The sequence below is a fragment of the Streptomyces sp. NBC_00344 genome (assembly GCF_036088315.1).
In the GTDB taxonomy this organism is placed as follows: Bacteria; Actinomycetota; Actinomycetes; order Streptomycetales; family Streptomycetaceae; genus Streptomyces.
On record NZ_CP107996.1, the window covers coordinates 760353 to 778992 of the forward strand.

The 18640-nt window shown below is 69.1% G+C and carries 16 protein-coding genes; 2 read left to right on the top strand and 14 right to left on the bottom strand.

All coding sequences use genetic code 11. The annotated features are described in order from the left end of the window. Positions 1-90: 90 nt before the first annotated feature. The 14 genes from hpnH to OHS16_RS03610 all read right to left on the bottom strand — a co-directional run bounded on the left by hpnH (position 91) and on the right by OHS16_RS03610 (position 15765). Positions 91-1113 (bottom strand): adenosyl-hopene transferase HpnH, encoded by a 1023-nt coding sequence (gene hpnH, locus OHS16_RS03545; protein WP_328535670.1) that lies wholly within the window; start codon positions 1111-1113, stop codon positions 91-93. A gap of 5 nt (positions 1114-1118) precedes the next feature. After that, positions 1119-1757, bottom strand: coding sequence for a phosphorylase family protein (locus OHS16_RS03550; protein WP_328535671.1), 639 nt, complete (start codon positions 1755-1757; stop codon positions 1119-1121). Further along, positions 1757-3757, bottom strand: a complete 2001-nt coding sequence (gene shc, locus OHS16_RS03555; protein WP_328535672.1) for a squalene--hopene cyclase — start codon at positions 3755-3757, stop codon at positions 1757-1759. Before shc ends, OHS16_RS03550 begins: the two co-directional genes overlap by 1 nt. Positions 3758-3857: 100 nt before the next feature. After that, positions 3858-4940 carry a polyprenyl synthetase family protein gene (locus OHS16_RS03560; protein WP_328535673.1) on the bottom strand — a complete coding sequence of 361 codons (1083 nt, stop codon included), beginning with the start codon at positions 4938-4940 and terminating at the stop codon, positions 3858-3860. Next, positions 4937-6325: a hydroxysqualene dehydroxylase HpnE gene (gene hpnE / locus OHS16_RS03565; protein ID WP_328535674.1), complete on the bottom strand. Its 1389-nt coding sequence runs from the start codon at positions 6323-6325 to the stop codon at positions 4937-4939. Before hpnE ends, OHS16_RS03560 begins: the two co-directional genes overlap by 4 nt. A gap of 127 nt (positions 6326-6452) precedes the next feature. After that, a complete protein-coding gene (gene hpnD / locus OHS16_RS03570; RefSeq protein ID WP_328535675.1) occupies positions 6453-7403 on the bottom strand; it encodes a presqualene diphosphate synthase HpnD in 951 nt (316 codons plus the stop codon). Continuing rightward, positions 7400-8332, bottom strand: a complete 933-nt coding sequence (hpnC, locus tag OHS16_RS03575; protein ID WP_328535676.1) for a squalene synthase HpnC — start codon at positions 8330-8332, stop codon at positions 7400-7402. Before hpnC ends, hpnD begins: the two co-directional genes overlap by 4 nt. A gap of 429 nt (positions 8333-8761) precedes the next feature. Further along, positions 8762-9547, bottom strand: coding sequence for an ABC transporter ATP-binding protein (locus OHS16_RS03580; RefSeq protein ID WP_328535677.1), 786 nt, complete (start codon positions 9545-9547; stop codon positions 8762-8764). After that, a complete protein-coding gene (locus OHS16_RS03585) occupies positions 9540-10469 on the bottom strand; it encodes an ABC transporter permease (RefSeq protein ID WP_328535678.1) in 930 nt (309 codons plus the stop codon). The genes OHS16_RS03580 and OHS16_RS03585 overlap by 8 nt, the downstream gene beginning before the upstream one ends. Before the next feature lie 99 nt (positions 10470-10568). Continuing rightward, positions 10569-11441: a glycosyltransferase family 2 protein gene (locus OHS16_RS03590; protein ID WP_328540700.1), complete on the bottom strand. Its 873-nt coding sequence runs from the start codon at positions 11439-11441 to the stop codon at positions 10569-10571. 8 nt (positions 11442-11449) lie between these two features. Beyond that, entirely contained in the window at positions 11450-12229 is a 780-nt protein-coding gene (locus OHS16_RS03595) for a CDP-alcohol phosphatidyltransferase family protein (protein ID WP_328535679.1), read from the bottom strand. Next, positions 12207-13268, bottom strand: coding sequence for an iron-containing alcohol dehydrogenase family protein (locus OHS16_RS03600; protein WP_328535680.1), 1062 nt, complete (start codon positions 13266-13268; stop codon positions 12207-12209). Before OHS16_RS03600 ends, OHS16_RS03595 begins: the two co-directional genes overlap by 23 nt. Then, the gene (locus tag OHS16_RS03605; protein ID WP_328535681.1) at positions 13256-13993 is read right to left on the bottom strand and encodes a phosphocholine cytidylyltransferase family protein; all 738 of its coding nucleotides are present in this window, start codon (positions 13991-13993) and stop codon (positions 13256-13258) included. Before OHS16_RS03605 ends, OHS16_RS03600 begins: the two co-directional genes overlap by 13 nt. Then, positions 13990-15765 carry a DUF5941 domain-containing protein gene (locus OHS16_RS03610; RefSeq protein WP_328540701.1) on the bottom strand — a complete coding sequence of 592 codons (1776 nt, stop codon included), beginning with the start codon at positions 15763-15765 and terminating at the stop codon, positions 13990-13992. The genes OHS16_RS03605 and OHS16_RS03610 overlap by 4 nt, the downstream gene beginning before the upstream one ends. 239 nt (positions 15766-16004) lie before the next feature. Between OHS16_RS03610 and galE the strand changes: the two genes are divergently transcribed. Both galE and OHS16_RS03620 read left to right on the top strand, forming a co-directional pair. Continuing rightward, positions 16005-16988, top strand: a complete 984-nt coding sequence (gene galE / locus OHS16_RS03615) for a UDP-glucose 4-epimerase GalE (RefSeq protein WP_328535682.1) — start codon at positions 16005-16007, stop codon at positions 16986-16988. 144 nt (positions 16989-17132) lie between these two features. Beyond that, positions 17133-18074 carry a cation diffusion facilitator family transporter gene (locus OHS16_RS03620; protein ID WP_328535683.1) on the top strand — a complete coding sequence of 314 codons (942 nt, stop codon included), beginning with the start codon at positions 17133-17135 and terminating at the stop codon, positions 18072-18074. Positions 18075-18640: the final 566 nt, after the last annotated feature.

Below are 18640 nucleotides of genomic sequence, written 5' to 3' on the forward strand. Positions count from 1 at the left end.
CCCACCCGGATGCGCTGCGACAGACAGCGCGTCCGGGTGGGGCCGACGGCCCGGGGAGCCCAGGTGTCAGAGGCTCCCCCGGTCATCACGTCACCTGCGGTTCGCCGAGATGGTCTCGCGGGCCGCCCTGATGCTCTCCTTGAGCGAGCCCATCGTGGCGAGTACGGCGGTGGGCTCGTAGCCGCAGTGCGCCATGCAGTTGGCGCATCGGTCGTCCTTGCCACGGCCGTAGGCGTCCCAGTCGGTCTCCTCGACCAGCTTCTTGTACGTCGTCACATACCCGTCGTTCATCAGATAGCAGGGACGCTGCCAGCCGAAGAGCGAGTAGTTGGGGATGGCCCACGCCGTGCACGGGAAGTCCACCTTGCCCTCCAGGAAGTCCAGGAAGAGCGGCGAGTGGTTCAGACGCCAGCGGCGCCTGTTGCCACCTGCGAAGGACTTCCTGAAAAGCTCCCTCGTCTGCTCCACGCCCAGGAAGTGCTCCTGGTCGGGCGCCTTCTCGTAGGCGTAGGCGGGCGAGATCATCATCTCGTCCACGTCGAGGTCGTCGTTGAGGTAGTTGAGCACCTCGATGATGTTCTGCGGAGTGTCGTTGTTGAAGAACGTGGAGTTGGTCGTGACCCGGAAGCCGCGCCTCTTGGCCTCCTTGATGGCCTCCACCGCCTCGTCGAACACCCCCTCCTTCGCCACAGACTCGTCATGCCGCTCACGAAGTCCGTCGATGTGCACGGTGAACGCGAAATACGGGGACGGCGTGAACTTCTCGATCTTCTTGCGCAACAGCATCGCGTTGGTGCAGAGGAAGACGTACTTCTTCTTCGCCACCAGCTGGCGGACGATTTCATCGATCTGCGGGTGCATCAGCGGTTCGCCACCGGCGATGGAAACCATCGGCGCACCGGACTCGATGACTGCCCCGACGGCTTGCGCCACCGGCATACGCTGTTTGAGCACCCCCGCCGGATGCTGGATCTTCCCGCAGCCCTCGCAAGCGAGGTTACATGCGAACAGTGGTTCCAGCTCGACGATCAACGGGAACTTCTCGCGCTTGCGGAGCTTCTGTTCGAAGAGATAGGTCCCGACCCTGATGGTCTGGCGGAGCGGCATGGCCATCTAGCTCACCTCCTGGGGAGCAGCAAAGAACGGTGCCATTCATAGAAAGCTGGGAGGACGGCACGGAGAACGCGGAATGCCGATATTCCACCGCGGACCGTCCCCATACGAACGAGCTCATGTTCTGGAGCGTCCACGACCACTCGTACGGCCGCAACCGGGCGAGGTCCGGCCCCTACGGCACTCCAGAGCGTCGCCGCGGACTCCATGTCCACGGCGATAGCCCCTGTGGCACGCAGCTGGGCCCTCTCCTGGCCGCGTACGACATGGTCTGATCCGGTCAGCGGACCGGTGTGCACGGTTCGCCCGGGCAGGGCGGCGGCGAGGGCCTCGGCGAGTACATCGGTGCCCACACAGGGCGTGACGCCTCTGACCCCCCTGGTCTCGTCGGCGACGATCAGATCCCCCGGATGCATCCCGGGTGAGAGACCGGCGCAGAAGCCCGAGGCGATGACCGCCGCGTCCCGCGCCGGACCGTCGCCGAGCGTGCGGGTGACCGCGTAGGCGGCCGCCTCTGGGCCCATCCCCGTGCGGAGGAAGGTCACCGGTCCCGGCGCACCGCTGCGGTCGCCGCCACGCAGGGCCAGCCTTTCGATACCCAGCGCGCAGGCGATCAGAAGCGGTGTGCTGTCGGGTTCTGTCATCAGTCCGCCCGGCGTGTTGCGGCGAAGGGTTCACCGTGGACGTACCGGCCCAGCGCGGTCAGCGGAAAGACCTGCCGGTACAGGTGGTAGTTGATCGAGAAGTCCCAGGGAAAGCCGGTGCCTGTGAAGTACGGCTCGTCCCAGGAGCCGTCCTCGCCCTGGGCCCCGGCGAGCCAGGAGACACCGCGTTCCACCGGTTTGTTGTCCCGCTCGCCCGCCGCCAGCAGCGCCAGGAGCGCCCACGCCGTCTGGGAGGCGGTCGAAACCCCGTGTCCTACCCACTCCTGCTGCTTGTAGGAACGAAGATCCTCGCCCCAGCCGCCGTCCTCGTTCTGCACGGACTCCAGCCATGCGACCGCCCGGCGGATCGCCGGGTGCGAGGTGCGCAGGCCGGCCGCGGTGAGTGCGGGAACGACCGAGCCGGTGCCGTAGATGTAGTTGACACCCCAGCGCCCGAACCAGGCTCCGTTCGCCTCCTGTTCGGCGAGCAGCCACTCGATGCCGCGCCGGGTGCGCGGGTCGTGTGCCAGTCCCTCGACGGCCAGCATCTCCACCACATGCGCGGTGACATCGGCCGACGGCGGGTCGATGACCTCGCCGAAGTCACAGAAGGGGAGGCGGTTGGGGAAACCGCTGGTGTTGTCCGCGTCGAAGGCGCCCCAGCCCCCGCCCCTGGACTGCATACCGAGATTCCAGCGCACCCCGCGCGCGATAGCGCCCTCCAGCCGGCCGGAGTCGGGCACCCGGACCCTGCGGAGGGCAAGGGCGACCTCCGCGGTGTCGTCGATGTCCGGGTAGTTGTCGTTGTGGAACTCGAACGCCCAGCCGCCGGGGGCCAGTCCGGGCCGGCGTACGGACCAGTCACCCGGCCGGTCGATCTCCTCACCCAGCATCCACTCGGCGGCCTTGACCAGGGCCGGGTGGTCGGGACTCAGGCCGGCGTCGGCCAGAGCGATCGTGGCCAGGCAGGTGTCCCACACCGGGGACTGGCATGCCTCGATCATGCGGGCGCCGTCCTCGCGCCAGATGGCGAACCGGTCGAGCGATTCGAGGCCGGCCCGCATCACGGGGTGGTCGATGTCGTAACCGAGGAGATGCAGCGCGATGACCGAGTACACCGCGGGCGGCTGAATTCCGCCCCAGCAGCCGTCGTTCTCCTGGCGCTCGATGATCCACCGGGCCGCAGCGTTCATCGCCGTGCGGCGAAGTCTGCGGGGGGCGAATCTGTGGTAGACGTGCAGCGCCTTGTCGAGGCGCTGGAAGGCCCCGCTCCAACTCGCCATCGGGGCCAGTGGTTTCACCGGGTTGGGGTTGGCGGGATCGCTGTGCAGCTCGTTCAGCGCGAACGGAGCCGGACGCACCGGACGCTTCGCGGAGACCACCGTGAGCGGCACGATCGTCTGCCGCGCCCAGCAGCCGAAGTCGTAGATATTTAACGGGACCCACTTCGGGAGGAAGATGATCTCGGGTGGCAGCTCGGGCAGATCCTCCCACTTCCACCAGCCGAAGAGCGCCAGCCAGATCCGCGTGAACACCCGGCTCGCGGCGACGCCGCCGTTCTCACGGATCCACCCGGAGGCGAGTGCCATGTGCGGTGCGTCAGGGGCGTCACCGGCAAGCCGCAGGGCGACGTATGCCTCGACGGTGGTGGACAGTTCGCCGGGGCCCTCGAAGAAGGTGGCCCAGGTGCCGTCGGCACGCTGCTCGCCGCGGATGAAGCGACCTGCGGCCTGGGCGGTCCGTTCGTCGAGGATCCCGAGGAACTGCCTCAGCAGCAGATCCTCGGCGTCCATGGTCACGTTTGTCTCCAGGTCGCCCTTCCACCAGCCCTGGGCGTCCTGGATGTCGAGCAGGTATCCGACGGAGCGCGCCGCGGCCCCCTCGGCGGCCTCGTGCACCGGGCCGCGGACGGGGGGAGGTGCGGCGGTCGCGGTTGTGTCACTGGCCGCGGTTGCGCGGGGCTCGATGGCTCCGGGGCTTCCGTCGGTCGTCGCTGTCATGGCTTCCCCTTCGTGCAGTGCTTCCTCTGCTGTGCTGGGGTCTCCGTCGGCCGGCACAGAAGGGTGCCGGCCGGCGACGCGATTTATCTGGCGATGGCGATCATCTCTTCCGTACGACGACGAAGTCCGCGAGCGCGATGAGCTGCGCCCGTACGCTTTCCGGCATCTCGACCCCGGCAAGTGCCTCGATCGCGATGGCGTGCTGCCTTCGGGCCTCATCCGAGGTCCATTCCCGGCCGCCCGCTTCCTCGATCAGTGCCGCCCTCGCCGCGAACTCCTCCTCGGAGAAGGTGTCGAAGTCATTGCTCTTGGCATCCGCCGCGAGCAGCTCGCCCAGTCGCTCGGATGCCCGTCCGCCCGCCGCCAGCGCGGCGACGACCGGCAGGGACTTCTTCCGCTGGCGCAGATCACTCCAGGTCTGCTTGCCGGTGGCCTCCGGGTCTCCCCAGATACCGAGCAGATCGTCGACGGCCTGGAAGGCGAGCCCGAGGTGGTAGCCGTACGACTCGAGCGTGTCTGCCGTCCGGTCGTCCGCGCCGCCGAGCACTGCCCCGATGGACACCGCGCAGGCGAGCAGCGCACCGGTCTTGTTGCCCTCCATCTCCAGGCACTCCTCCACCGTCACCCGTTCCCGGTGCTCGTAGGAGATGTCCTGGGCCTGACCGTCGATCAGTTTCCGGCTCGCGGTGGTGAGCCTGCGCGTCGCGCGCCCGGCCTCCGCGGTTCCGAGCTCCAGCAGGATCTCGTTGGCGAGTGCGAAGAGCGCGTCTCCGACGAGAATCGCCTGGGCGGGCCCGTGCACCTTCCAGACGGTGTCGCGGTGGCGGCGCTGCTCGTCGCCGTCCATCAGGTCGTCGTGCAGCAGCGAGAAGTTGTGCACGAGTTCCACGGCCACCGCGCCGGGGACTCCGACCTCGGCCGCGGCCCCCGCGGCCTCCGCGGACAGCAGCGCGAGCGCCGGGCGTACTGCCTTGCCGCCGTCGCCGTCGGCGGGTCGGCCATCGGCGTCGATCCAGCCGAAGTGGTAGGCGGCGACGGTGTCCATGGGCGGTGCGAGCCGGTCAACGGCAGCACGCAGCACCGGTGAGGACAGGGTCCGTCCGCGCTCCAGAAGCGCGACAATGTCGACGGTGTCTGCGGCCGGGGTCACAGGCTCTCCTCTTGTTCCAGTAGCAATGCTCATGCCGCCTCCTGAAGCGGATGATCGTGGGGACGCCCGAGTCCGGAGAGCGCGGCCCCTGCGGCGCTGAAGCCACTGCGCACGGCGCCCTCCATGGTCGCGGGCCACCCTGTGGCGGTCCAAGCGCCGGCCAGATAGAGGCCGGGGGCCCGGGTGCGGGCCCCGGGACGCAACAGTCCTACACCGGGTGCGGGCGCGAATGTGGCGGTCCGCTCCCGGGTGACGAAGAAGTCCTGCACACCGGCGCCGCGCGCGGCCGGCAGCAGCCGCTCGAGCTCCGGGAGATAGCGCGCACGCAGTACGGAGACGGGCTCGTCGATGTCGTCGTCGGCCGCGGACTGGGACAGCGCCAGATACTGTCCGCCGCCCTTGAGGCCCGAGGCCGCGGTCCTGTCGAAGACCCACTGGACCGGGCTGCCCAGCGCGGCGAAGAAAGGCCTGCGAAGCACCTGACGGTCGTACACCACATGGATGTTGAGGATCGGCGACGTGCCGATCTCCAGCAGCCGGCCGGCCTCTTCGAGCGCGCCTTCGGGAAGCAGCGCATGTGTCTCGCGCTGCGGCACTGCGAGCACCACGGCGTCGGCGTCGAGGTTCTCGCCGTCGGTCGCGACTCTCCAGCGGCCGTCGTCCGTACGGGAGACGCCTGTCGCCCGGGTCCGCAGTTCGGTGCGCACACCCGCGGAGTCGAGGGCCTTGCGGGCGAGTGTGTCGTGGAGGTCGCCGAGCGGCACCTGCGCCCAGCCGATGTCGGCGGCGCCGGCATCCGAGAGCAGACCGGTCTTGAAGACCATCGCCGCGAGTCCGAGTGAGGCATGGGGCGCGGTGGCGTTGAGCGTCGCCACACCCACCAGGTCCCAGAGGGCCTCGATGGTGCGGTCGGACTGGCCGTGCCGTCGGAGCCAGGTCGCGAAGTCGACCTCGTCCAGGGCCGGGTCGGTGAGATCGAGCCGGCGGAGTGCGAGCGCGGCCCGGCCGACACTTGCCCGCTCGGCGAGCGAGAGATGCGGGTAGGTGGCGAGACTCGCGGCCAGGTGGAGCGGTACGGGCAGCGCGCTGCGGCGCAGCCGTCCGAGCCGCGGCCCGCCGGGCGGCGCGACATCGAGCACGGGCACGTCGAGCCGGTCCTGCAGGGGTGCCAGCGCAGCCCCTTCGACCCGGTCGAGGAACCAGCGGTACGCCGTGCAGCAGCGGAGGTAGACATGCTGGCCGTTGTCGACGGTGAGCTCGCCGCGCCGGAAGGAGAACGCGAGTCCCCCCAGCCGCGGGCGCCCCTCGAGCAGCGTCACCTGCACCCCCGCGTCGGTGAGTTCCAGCGCCGTCGTGACACCCGCCAGGCCTCCGCCGACCACCACCGCGTGTGCGGGCCGCACGCCGTCGCCCCTCATACGCCCTCCTCCGCGGCTCCGCCGTCCGGGCACGGACGGCAGGCAGTTGAAGTCAGGGACGCGTCAGCTCCCGGGGAGGTTGCCTGCTGTCCGGACGCCGACGGCAGCCGAGGTACGTCGAGAGGCATCAGGCGCGCCGCCGGGCAGTCTGGCGGGAGATGGATCTGGTGTCGAGCCCGGAGAGCCCGCGCACCGCGACATAGGCCTTTTCCCTGCTGGGCAGCGACACCCGGCCGCGCAGAACGGCCTCGGGGTCGCGTTCGATGCGGTCGAGAAGACGTCGGTAGATACCCGCCATGGCAGCCACGCAGGCACCGCTGCGGCGGTCGAGATGGGGCAGCAGCCGGTAGCCGTCGGCGAAGAGCGACCTGGCGCGGCGGACCTCGAAGTGCACCAGCCCGGCGAAGTCCGCACCCGGGGGCGGCGTCGCGCTGCGAAAGCCGTCGGAGCAGCCGAACTTCGCCAGGTCCTCGGCAGGCAGATAGGTGCGTCCGTTGCTCGCGTCCTCACGGACATCCCTGAGGATATTGGTGAGTTGCAGGGCGAGGCCGAGGGTGTCTGCGTACTCGGAGGCCCGGTCGGCTCCGGGCGCGCCGGTCCCCTCACCGAAGATGCCGAGCGAGAGCCGTCCGATGGCGCCCGCGACGCAGCGGCAGTAGACCTCCAGGTCGTCCCAGGTCTCGTAGGTCTCGCCGCGTACGTCCATCAGTACGCCGTCGATGAGTTCATCGAGGCCGCCGAGCGGGATGGGGAAACGGCGCGAGGCGTCCGACAGTGCCACCGCGACCGGGTCCGTGTCGTCCTCGTCGACTGATCCCCGGCGGATCCGTCCGAGGAGTTCACGAGTCGACTCCAGACGTGTCTGCTTGACATCGGGGGCCAGCTCGCCGTCCCCGATGTCGTCGACACGTCGCGAGAACGCGTACAGCGCGGACATGGCCTGCCGCTTGTCGGCGGGCAGCAGTCTGATGCCGTACGCGAAATTGCGGGCCTGCTGCCCGGTCACGGCCTCGCAGTAGGTGTATGCGGCCGCTACGGGCCCGGATACCGGCGTCTGTCCTTCCACGGTCCGGCTCACCCCTCTCTACGCGTTCCTCGCAAGACGGCTCCCACCTCGCGCAGCAGGCTGAGCTTGGTGGGCTTCGGCGGTCCAGGAAGTACGTCGAACCCGGCGGCGGCGACCGCCCGCAGGGCGGCGCTTCCGCCGGCCACGAACCCGGCGAGCAGCAGCTTGAGTCTGCCGTGGACGCTACCCACCAGGGGGGTGCCTTCATTCAGCAGTTCCCGGGCACGTCCGGCCTCGTGGGCGACGAGTGCGCGTACCGGAGCGCCGGCGCTCGGCGCAGCCAGGTCCGCCTCCGAGACATGGAACCGCTTCATGTCCTGGACGGGAAGATAAATACGGTCGCGGCCGAGGTCCTCGGCGACGTCCTGGAGATGCTCGACGATCTGCAGGGCGGTGCAGACGGCGTCGGAACGCCGGATCCGCTCGGGGCTCGCGGTACCGGTGATCTGGAGTACCAGGCGCCCGACGGGGTTGGCGGAGAGCTCGCAGTATGCGAGGAGGTCCTCGAAGGTCTCGTAGCGCCGCACCTTCTGGTCCTGGCGGTTGGCCTCGAGCAGGGCCAGGAACGGCTCGGGCGTGAGCGCACAGCGGCGGACCGAGGGCTCCAGCGCGCGCAGGATGGGGTGGCGCGGCGCCCCGCCCGATCCGGGCCGCGCACCGGGGAAGACACGGTGCAGGTCGGCCTCGACGGCGTCGAGCATGGCGAGGCGGTCACCGGCCGTCTCCGGTTCCATGCCCAGCAGCCGGGCTTCGGTGGAGGCGGACGCGAGATCGCCGTCACCGATGTCGTCGACGAGGCGTGCGTAGCCGTACACGGCCATCAGGTCGTCACGCCAGGCGCGCGGCAGGAAGAACGGGGCCACCGGAAAGTTCTCGTCGGCAGCCTTGTCGAGCGTCGTGCGCGCATGAGGATCGGTGCCCGCGTCCCCGATTCCCGTCACCGCACATATCCAGGCGCGGGAACGGCGGAAGCGTCTCGGAGCTGGGACACGTCCGTTGCCATTGCCGTCACATCTCCCGTTCTACACTGCCGACTCAATACATCCCTTTTCGGACACGCCGCGCGGACCTTCGAGCAAGGTGGCGCCGTTGGCGGCGCGGGGTCGCCCCCGTCCTCCCCGCGAATCAGCACCGGTACAGCTTACGTTGTACAACTACCAGCCTGTCGGCGGGGCACGGCGCGCATTGTTACAACAATTCAATCGTCGCCAACCTTCCCCACTCCGGAGGGACTTGACGATCACTTGACTCTTTCGGAGCAGCGGGAGGGCGGCCGGTATTCGCCGTGCCCGCCTTTGCGGCGGTCCGTACCACCGGCACAACGGCAGGCCCCGCCGGACAACTCCGGCGGGGCCCGTGAAGCGAATCGGCTACTTGCCGGTCTCCTTCTCGTACGCCTTGACGACCTCTTCGGTCGGCCCGTCCATCAGCAGTTCGCCCTTCTCCAGCCAGAGAACGCGGTCGCAGGTGTCCCTGATCGACTTGTTGCTGTGGCTGACGAGGAAGACCGTGCCCGCCTCCTTGCGGAGCTCCCGGATGCGCTGCTCGGAGCGGATCTGGAACTTGCGGTCGCCGGTGGCCAGAGCCTCGTCGATCATCAGCACATCATGGTTCTTGGCCGCCGCGATGGAGAAGCGGAGCCTAGCCGCCATGCCCGATGAGTAGGTCCGCATCGGCAGGGTTATGAAGTCGCCCTTCTCGTTGATGCCGGAGAAGTCGACAATCCCCTGGTAGCGTTCGCGGATCTCCTCACGCGACATGCCCATGGCCAGGCCGCCGAGTATGACGTTCCGCTCGCCGGTCAGATCGTTCATCAGAGCCGCGTTGACTCCGAGCAGCGAGGGCTGACCGTCGGTGTAGACCTTGCCGCTCTCGGTCGGCAGCAGTCCCGCGATGGCCCGCAGCAGGGTGGACTTGCCCGATCCGTTGGATCCGATCAGCCCGATGGCCTCCCCGCGGTACGCGGTGAAGGTCACCCCGCGTACGGCATGGACCTTGCGGACACCGCGTGATGCCCCCTTGTCCTTGCCGACGATCCGGCTCAGCGCCGCCGTCGCGCCGCCCTTGGCGCCACCGCCGGCGTTGACGCGGTACACGATGTGCACCTGGTCGGCGATGACCGTGGGGATGCGTGCCAGATTCTTGTCCTCAGCCACGGCCGTACCTCTCTTCAGCCTTCCAGAAGTACACGAAGCCCACGGCACCCATGAAGACCGCCCAGAACAGCGCGGCGAACCAGACGTGTGCAGGCAGGTTCGCGGGTCCGTATCCGTCGATCAGCGAGTAGCGGACGAGGTCCATGTAGACGGCCGCCGGGTTGTACTGCAGCACGTTGGCGATCCAGGACGGCTTGCCGGCCAGCATGACCGTGATGCTGAACATGACGCCCGATGAGTACATCCAGGTCCGCATGATGAACGGCATCAGCTGGGCGAGGTCCGGGGTCTTGCTGCCCAGCCTGGCCATGACCAGGGCCAGGCCCGTGTTGAAGACGAACTGGAGCGCCAGCGCGGGGATCACCATCAGCCAGGCGAGCGAGGGATAGCTGCCGAAGGCCATCGCCACGATCACCAGGACGATCATGGAGAACAGCAGTTGCTGGAGCTGCTGGAGCGCGAACGAGATGGGCAGCGAGGCGCGGGGGAAGTGCAGCGCCCTCACCAGCCCGAGGTTCCCCGAGATCGCCCGCACTCCGGCCATCACGGAACTCTGCGTGAAGGTGAAGACGAAAACACCCGTGACCAGGAAGGGGATGAAGACGGCATGGGACATCCCCCTGCCGGAGTGCAGGATCAGGCCGAAGATCAAGTAGTAGACCGCGGCGTTGAGCAGCGGGGTCGCCACCTGCCACACCTGGCCGAGCTTGGCCTGGCTGTACTGGGCCATCAGCTTGGCCTGGGAGAAGGCCAGGATGAAATGGCGCCTCCCCCAGAGTTGCCTGGCGTAAGCGAAGAGGCCGGGCCGGGCACCGCTCACCGACAGGCCGTACTTGCCGGCCAGCTCGGCCGGGGACAGACCGTCGTCGGGAGACGGGCGCTCGCTCAGCGCGACCGCACCGTCATGGGTTGTGTCACTCACAAGTTGAAACTTCCGTGTTCAAGATGCGCTGCCGGGTCGGGCGCAGGCACAGGTGGCCAGGCCCCAAAAGTACGCCCGATGCTCTCAGACTCGAGCCTCTCAGACCACAGGAGGTCGGCCCAGTCGGGTCAGCCGCCAGACGGTACGCCATTTCATCGGCCGGCGGGGACCACAGGGCGTCGTCCAGCCCTCCTTGAACCCGCCGAACCAGGCCTTCAGCGCAGGTCCGGAGGGTCGGCGGAGCAGTGTGAGGACCATCCACACTCCGGGATAGACGGGTACGAGCAGCGCGGGGAGATTGCGGCGTGCCAGCCAGACGCGGTTGCGGGCCACCATCCGGTGGTAGACCGCGTGCCGGGACGGCGCTGTCGTCGGGTGGAACAGCACCATGTCGGCGCGGTAGTCGATCATCCAGCCGCCGTCGAGCGCCCGCCAGGCCAGGTCGGTCTCCTCATGGGCGTAGAAGAACTCTCCGGGCAGCGCGCCGACCTCGGCGACGACCCGGGACCGTACGGCGTTGGCGCCGCCGAGGAACGTGGTGACCCGCGAGGAGTGCATGGGGTCGGACGCGCGCAGCCGGGGGACGTGGCGGCGCTGGGTCACGCCGGTGTCCGGGTCGGCGATCCGGAAGCTGATGATGCCCAGCTCGGGGTCGGCGGCGAAGGCCTGCCGGCAGAGCTCGGCCGTGTCGGTGTTGGGCAGCAGCCCGTCGTCGTCGAGGAAGAGCAGTACGTCCACATCGCTGCCGGCCGGGCCGAATGCCTCGATGCCGACATTGCGGCCACCGGGGATGCCCAGGTTCTCGGGCAACTCGACGGTGCGTACGCCTGCGGGGACGTCCGGTACCGGGGCTCCGTTGCCGACCACGACGACCTCGACGGGGTCGCCGTCCTGCTTGGCGACCGAGTCCAGCAGGGCTCGCAGCTCGTCGGGGCGGTTGCCCATGGTGATGATGACCGCGCCGACCTTCAGGGGGGCGGTCATTTGAGCCTGCTCGAGGCCAGGATGGACACAAGGTGGAGCAGCGTCTGCAGGAGCGCGATACCGGCCAGCACGGCGACGCCGAGCCGGGAGAAGAACAGATCGCCCCTGATGGAGTCCAGGATCGCCAGGACCAGGATCAGCAGAGAAGCCTCGATACCCAGGACCAGCCGGTGGAACTTCAGTGCCGCGGCCGCCCTGCGGGCCAGCGCCACCCCGGACGAGCGCGGCTCGGAGGCCGCCTCCTTGACCGGCGGCAGGCCCTGCTGGTGACGGGCGACACCGACGAGGTCGGTCTCGGCCTTGATCAGGATGGCACCGAGTGCGGCAAGGGTGCCGAGGAAGGCCCACAGCCAGTCGATCCGTCCGGAGCCCCACAGATCGGAGGCGCGCAGGCCGAAGCCGACCAGCACCGCGGCGTCGCACAGATACGCGGCGACACGGTCCAGATACACCCCGGCCATCGAGTACTGCTTCTTCCAGCGGGCGATCTCGCCGTCGACGCAGTCGAAGAGCAGATAGAGCTGGACCATCACCACGCCGAGTACGGCGCCGGTGATTCCCGGAACCAGGAGGGCGGGGGCGGCGAGGGCTCCGGCGACCGTCATCACATAGGTGACCTGGTTGGGCGTGACCCGCGTGTTCACCAGGTGCCGGTCGATGCGCAGCGAGACCTCGCGCATGTAGAGGCGGCCTCCCCAGTGCTCGCCACTCCGCCGGTCCTTGACGCCCGGGGGGTGAACGACCGGGCGGAGTTCAGCTACCGATGGCTTTTGCATAGTCGGCGTAAGCGTCCTTGATCTGGTCTGCGGACAGGTTGAGGTGCTCCAGGATCGTGAAGCGTCCCGGGCGGGTCTGGGGTGCGTACTCGACGGCCTGGACGAACTCGTCCACGCTGAAGCCGAGTTCGGCGGGCAGTACGGGAAGGGAGTGCCTGCGCAGCACATCGGCGAAGAGTCCGGATTCCTCCGGCGCGCCCCGCAGGTGCATCGCGAAGGCGGCTCCCAGACCGACCTGCTCGCCGTGGCTCCCGGCGCGCTCGGGGAAGAGCAGGTCGAAGGCGTGACTGATCTCATGGCAGGCGCCGGACGACGGGCGGGTGTCCCCGCTGATCGAGATCGCGATACCGGAGAGCACGAGACCCTCGGAGAGAACCATCAGGAACTCGTCGTCGCCGACCCCGCCGGGGTGGCGCAGGACGGCCTCTCCGGCGGTACGGGCCATGGCGGCCGCAAGACCGTCGATCGCCTCGCCGTTGACCTCGTGCGACAGCTCCCAGTCGGCGATCGCCGAGATGTTGGAGATCGCGTCTCCGATGCCGGAGCGGATGAAGCGGTCCGGTGCGTCCCTGATCACATCGAGGTCGATGACGATGGCGATCGGTGTGGGGACGCCGTAGGAGCCGCGGCCGTTGTCGTTGTCCAGCGTGGACACCGGCGAGCAGATGCCGTCGTGCGAGAGGTTGGTCGCGACAGCGACCATCGGAAGCCCGACCCGGGCCGCCGCGTACTTGGCCACGTCGATGATCCTGCCGCCGCCGAGGCCGACGACCGCGTCGTAGCGCTTGCCCTTGATGCCGTCGGCCAGCGTGACCGCCGCGTCGATGGTGCCGTCGGCGACCGCGTACCAGTCGGCGCCCGGCAGCACCGGGGCGAGCCGTTCGCGCAGCGCCTGTCCCGAGCCGCCGCTGACCGCGAAGGCGAGCTTCCCCGAGGCGGAGATCCGCTGGTCGGCCAGGAGGCTCGCGAGATCGTCCAGCGCGCCGCTGCGGATGTCGACGACGACCGGGGAGGGGATGAGCCTCGTCAGTACTGGCACGCGATCTCACGGCCCTTCGCGAGGTCCTCGTGGTTGTCGATCTCGACCCACTTCAGATCGCCGATCGGCGCCACGTCGACGCGGAAACCACGGTTGACCAGCTCCTGGTAGCCGTCCTCGTAGTAGAGGTCGGGGTCACGCTCGAAGGTGACCTTCAGGGCGTCCGCCAGCTCCTCGGCGGCATCGGGCTCGATCAGGGTGACCCCGATGTACTCGCCGGTGGCCCCGGCCGGGTCCATCAGCTTGGTGATGGAACGGACGGCACTGGCGTCGTCCGTGATGACCTTCATCTCCTCGTCGGCGAGGTGCTTCACCGTGTCCAGAGCCAGAATGATCCGCTGGCCCTGGCCTCGTACGGCGAGCAAGGTCTTCTCGACGGAGACCGGGTGCACGGTGTCGCCGTTGGCGAGGATCACGCCCTGCTTGAGGACGTCACGCGCACACCACAGGGAGTAGGCGTTGTTCCACTCCTCCGCTTTGTCGTTGTCGATCAGGGTGAGCTTGACGCCGTACTTCGCCTCGAGATCGGCGCGGCGCGCGTACACGGCCTCCTTGCGGTAGCCGACGACCACCGCGACCTCGGTGAGTCCGACCTCGGCGAAGTTGGCCAGCGCGATGTCGAGGACGGTCCGCTCACCGTCCACCGGGACCAGGGCCTTCGGGAGCGTGTCGGTGTAGGGGCGCAGACGCCGGCCGGCGCCGGCCGCCAGTACGAGGCCGATCATGCGGGTTCTCCTTCGTCGTGTACAGCGGGTGCTCCGGAGGACACCCAGAATCGGATGCTTTCCGCGAGCACCACAAGCGCCACGACCACGGCGAACACCGTGAGCGCGACCGTGAAGTCGGTGTTGTCGGTGTGCTGCGCCGTCAGAACGGCGGCGAGTACGGCCACCACCAGTGTCCGGCCCTCGTGGCCGCCGACCGTGCGCACCAGCCACTGGGGCGGCGCGCCGGTGCCGCCGCGGATGCGGTACACCGTGTCGTAGTGATGGTAGGCGACGGCGGAGACCAGTCCGAATGCCGCGGGCAGGGCCCCCTGCACATCGGAGCGGGCCGCGAGGACCAGGACCGTCAGGTACTCGGCGGCGCGGAACACCGGCGGCACGAGCCAGTCGAGCGAGCCCTTCAGGGGGCGCGAGACGGCCACGCCGGCGAGGACGCCGTACACGGCAGCGGCGGCAACCGGCCACCAGCTGCCGACGGGCGCGGCGGCCGATGTGGCGACCACCACGGCGCCGCCCACGAACGCGATCACCGGCAGGGCGCTGCGCGGTCCGCGGACGAGACGGCTGAAGATCTGCGCGATCGGGCCCGAGTCGGCGAGATCGGCAAGCGCCCCGGCCGCCCGTTCGGTGCGGGTGGCACGGCGGGTCAGGGAGCGCAGCACCCGGCCTGCCGTGGTGTAGCAGGCGGCGAGCGCGCAGCCTATGAGCAGCGCGTAGAAGACGATCCGCGGGGTGGTCACCGCGGTCAGTACCGCGATCATCGCCCAGCGCTCGCCGATCGGCAGCACGATCATGCGGCGTACCCAGACCGTCCAGCCGACGCTGTCGAGCTTGTCGGAGAGCGCTGCCGTCGGGCTCGTGTTGGCGGCCGCGTCGTGGTTCGCCTCGTTGAAGGAGAAGTCCACGACGTGGCGGCAGGTCTGCAGCACCATCGCGCCGAGAGCGAGCGCCCAGATGTCGTCTCCGCCCCGGGCCGCGCCCAGCGCGAGGCCGGCGTAGTAGGCGTACTCCTTGGCCCGGTCGAAGGTCGCGTCCAGCCAGGCACCGAGCGTCGAGTACTGGAGCGAGTACCGGGCGAGCTGGCCGTCCGTGCAGTCCAGGACGAAGGAGCAGAGCAGCAGCACACCGGCGGCGACATAGCCGGCCCGGGTACCGGTCGCCGCACAGCCGGCCGCGATCAGCGCGGTGAGCAGGGAGGCGGTGGTGACCTGGTTCGGGGTCAGTCCCCGGCGGGCGCACCAGCGGGCGATGTACCGCGAGTAGGGGCTGATGCAGTACGTGGTGAAGAAGCCGTCGCGGGACTTCACCGCCGTACGCAGCCGCACGGCCTCGTCGTCGACAGCGGCGACGGCGGCCCTGGCCTCGTGCCTGGACTGCGGGTCAGAGGGAACGGCGGCGACCAGGGTGCCGAGCTCGGGCCGCTGTACGGCGGTCCCCCGGCTGTCCAGCGCCGCGGCGAGAACGTCCGGGGACGGTTCGGCGACGGTCAGTGCACGGTTGAGCGCGGGGCGTGCCTCCGGCTGGACGGTGAGTGCGCCGGGGACCGCGGCCGCGGCGAAGCGGGGGTCGGTCAGCGCGAGCCGCAGCGAGTGGAGGTGGCCGACGAAGCGGGTGTCCACGACCGCGACGCGCTCGTCGGCGGGGGCCGCTATGAGCAGCTTGGCGGTCTCTTCGGCCTCGGCTGCGGTGCATACGTCAAAACCCAGCGACCGCAGATCGCCCTCGAGCGACGATCCGGGTACCGGCGCACCGGTGAGGATGGCGGTCGACAGACGAACTCACTCCTTGGAGCTGGCGTGGCACACGCGGAGACGGCCCGTCCCCGGCAGGGGCGGGCGGCATGTCGGCAGAGGCTATCGGATGGATGGAAGCAGGAGTTCACGGGCCGTTTACGTCCCGCCTACGCGGGACCCGGCTGTGCGCAATCTGCCTCGATCATCATGATCGATCCATGCCTCGCCCGACAAACGCGGGCCCGCCGTCCCCACGGTCCTCTAATAGGGTGGCCGATATGACGTGGCTGATCACAGGTGGTGCGGGGTACATCGGGGCGCATGTGGCGCGGGCAATGACGGACGCCGGTGAGCGGGTCGTCGTCCTCGACGATCTCTCCAGCGGTGTCGTCGAGCGCCTGCCCGAAGGCATGCCGCTGGTCCGCGGCTCGGTCCTGGACCGCGGGCTGCTCGACGAGACCCTTGCCCGGCACGAGATCAGCGGTGTGGTGCATCTCGCGGGACAGAAGCAGGTCGGGGAGTCCGTCGAGCAGCCGCTGCGCTACTACCGGGACAACGTGCACGGGCTGACGGTGCTGCTGGAGGCCGTGGTCGCCGCCGGGGTGCGGAACTTCCTGTTCTCCTCGTCGGCCGCCGTCTACGGCGTACCCGACGTGGAACTCATCACCGAAGCGACCCCGTGTCTGCCCATCAACCCCTACGGCGAGACGAAACTCGCCGGTGAGTGGCTGGTGCGGGCCACCGGCAGGGCTCACGGGCTGTCGACCGCCTGTCTGCGCTACTTCAACGTGGCGGGCGCGGGCGCCCCCGAGCTGGCGGACATCGGCGTGTACAACGTCATACCGATGTTCTTCGACCGGCTGACGCGTGGCGAGGATCCCCGGATCTTCGGCGACGACTACGCCACCCCGGACGGCACCTGCATCCGCGACTACATCCATGTCGCCGATCTCGCCGACGCCCATCTCACGATGGCCCGGAAGGTCGCGGGCTCGGACAGCCCCGGCGATCTCACGGTCAACATCGGTCGCGGCGAGGGCGTGTCGGTACGTGAGCTGGCAGATCTGGTGGGCGAGGTCTCCGGGCTGCCGCTGTCACCCGTGGTCGAGCCCCGGCGGCCGGGGGATGCGGCGAAGGCCGTGGCCTCCGCCGCGCTGATCAGCGGCGAGCTCGGCTGGGAAGCGAAGCGCGGAGTGCGCGAGATGGTCGAGTCGGCCTGGGAGGGCTGGTGCCTGCGACACCCCGGGGCAGGCCGGCACTGAGCTTCGGCACCGCTCTGACCTGCACTCATTTGCGCAGGTCAGAGCAGCTGACAACGGTGTTCACTCTCGTGTTGCCCAGTGCCCCCGCCGCGTAGTTAGCTGGCTTACCGACAGACCACGCTCGCGACCCGGGAGGCGGCCTTCATGGGGGCTGGGCACGATCACGGACATACGCACGGTGGGCCGCCCCCGACGGGTACCGCGGCGGCAGCCCACCGTGTGCGGCTGCGGATCGCGCTCTGCATCACCCTGACCGTGATGGTCGTGGAGATCGTCGGCGGTCTGCTCGCCGACTCACTCGCGCTGATCGCGGACGCAGCGCACATGGCGACGGACGGACTCGGGCTCGCGATGGCGCTGCTCGCCATTCACTTCGCCAATCGTCCGGCGACGGGAAACCGCACCTTCGGTTTCGCCAGGGCCGAGATTCTGGCCGCACTGGCCAACTGTCTGCTGTTGCTCGGTGTCGGCGGGTACGTGCTGTACGAGGCAATCCAGCGGTTCATCACGCCGGCCGACACGGCGGGCGGGCTCACCATCGCCTTCGGTCTCGTCGGCCTGGTCGCCAACATGATCTCGCTCTCCGTCCTCGTCCACGGGCAGAAGGACAGCATCAACGTCCGTGGCGCCTATCTGGAGGTGCTCGCGGACGCGCTCGGCTCGGTCGCCGTACTGATCTCGGCCGCACTCATCCTCACCACCGGATGGCAGACGGCCGACCCCATCGCCTCGCTGGTGATCGGACTCATGATCGTTCCGCGAACGGTCAAGCTTCTGCGCGAGACTCTCAACGTGCTGCTCGAAGCTGCGCCGAAGGACATCGACATGGGCGAGGTGCGGGCCCATATCCTGGCGCTTCCCGGGGTGGCGGACGTCCACGACCTGCATGCCTGGACGATCACCTCAGGGTTGCCGGTACTTTCCGCGCATGTGGTGGTCAGTCCCGATGTGCTCGACTCGGTGGGGCACGAGAAGATGCTCCACGACCTGCAGGGCTGTCTCGGCCATCACTTCGACGTCGAGCACTGCACCTTCCAGCTGGAGCCGGGCGGCCACGCGGAACACGAAGCGAAACTCTGCCACTGACCGGTGAACGGGCTGCCGCCGGAACGGCATGCCGCCTCCCACGAACTCCGGGACCCGATCCGTACCGTCAACGCCGGCCTACGGAACCCCCTATCCGGATGGTTCATTCGATCTCGTCCGGTCGACGGTTCCGCCGGCGCCGACCGCGCCCTGGTGCCCGCGTTCCGGGAGACAGTGTCTCCGCGGCGCGCTGTGTCCGGGAGCGGGGCGGCCGCGACGGCCGCCGGGCACCGGTGCCGGTGGGCACAAGCAGCCCGGGAGCGATCGGGAGGGGTACCGCGGCGCGCTCACCGCCGGGCCTGCGGCCGAGGTTCCGCCCTGAAACCGTGGTCCCGGGTGCCCTTGAGGAGCTCGCCGTGCGGCGGGAACACCACGGGGAATACCGTTACGCCGGATACACCGCGCCCCGATCACCCGGGCCAGGGCCGCGGCGGTCGGAGAATTCTGATATTCCGGTCGGTGCCCCCAGCACTCAGTGTGCCGGGGCACCGACACGTCCCGCGCTCCGAAGTGCGGACAAGCCGCTTTTGTACGGCAGACTGAGGAGCCGGTGACGCCCGATACGA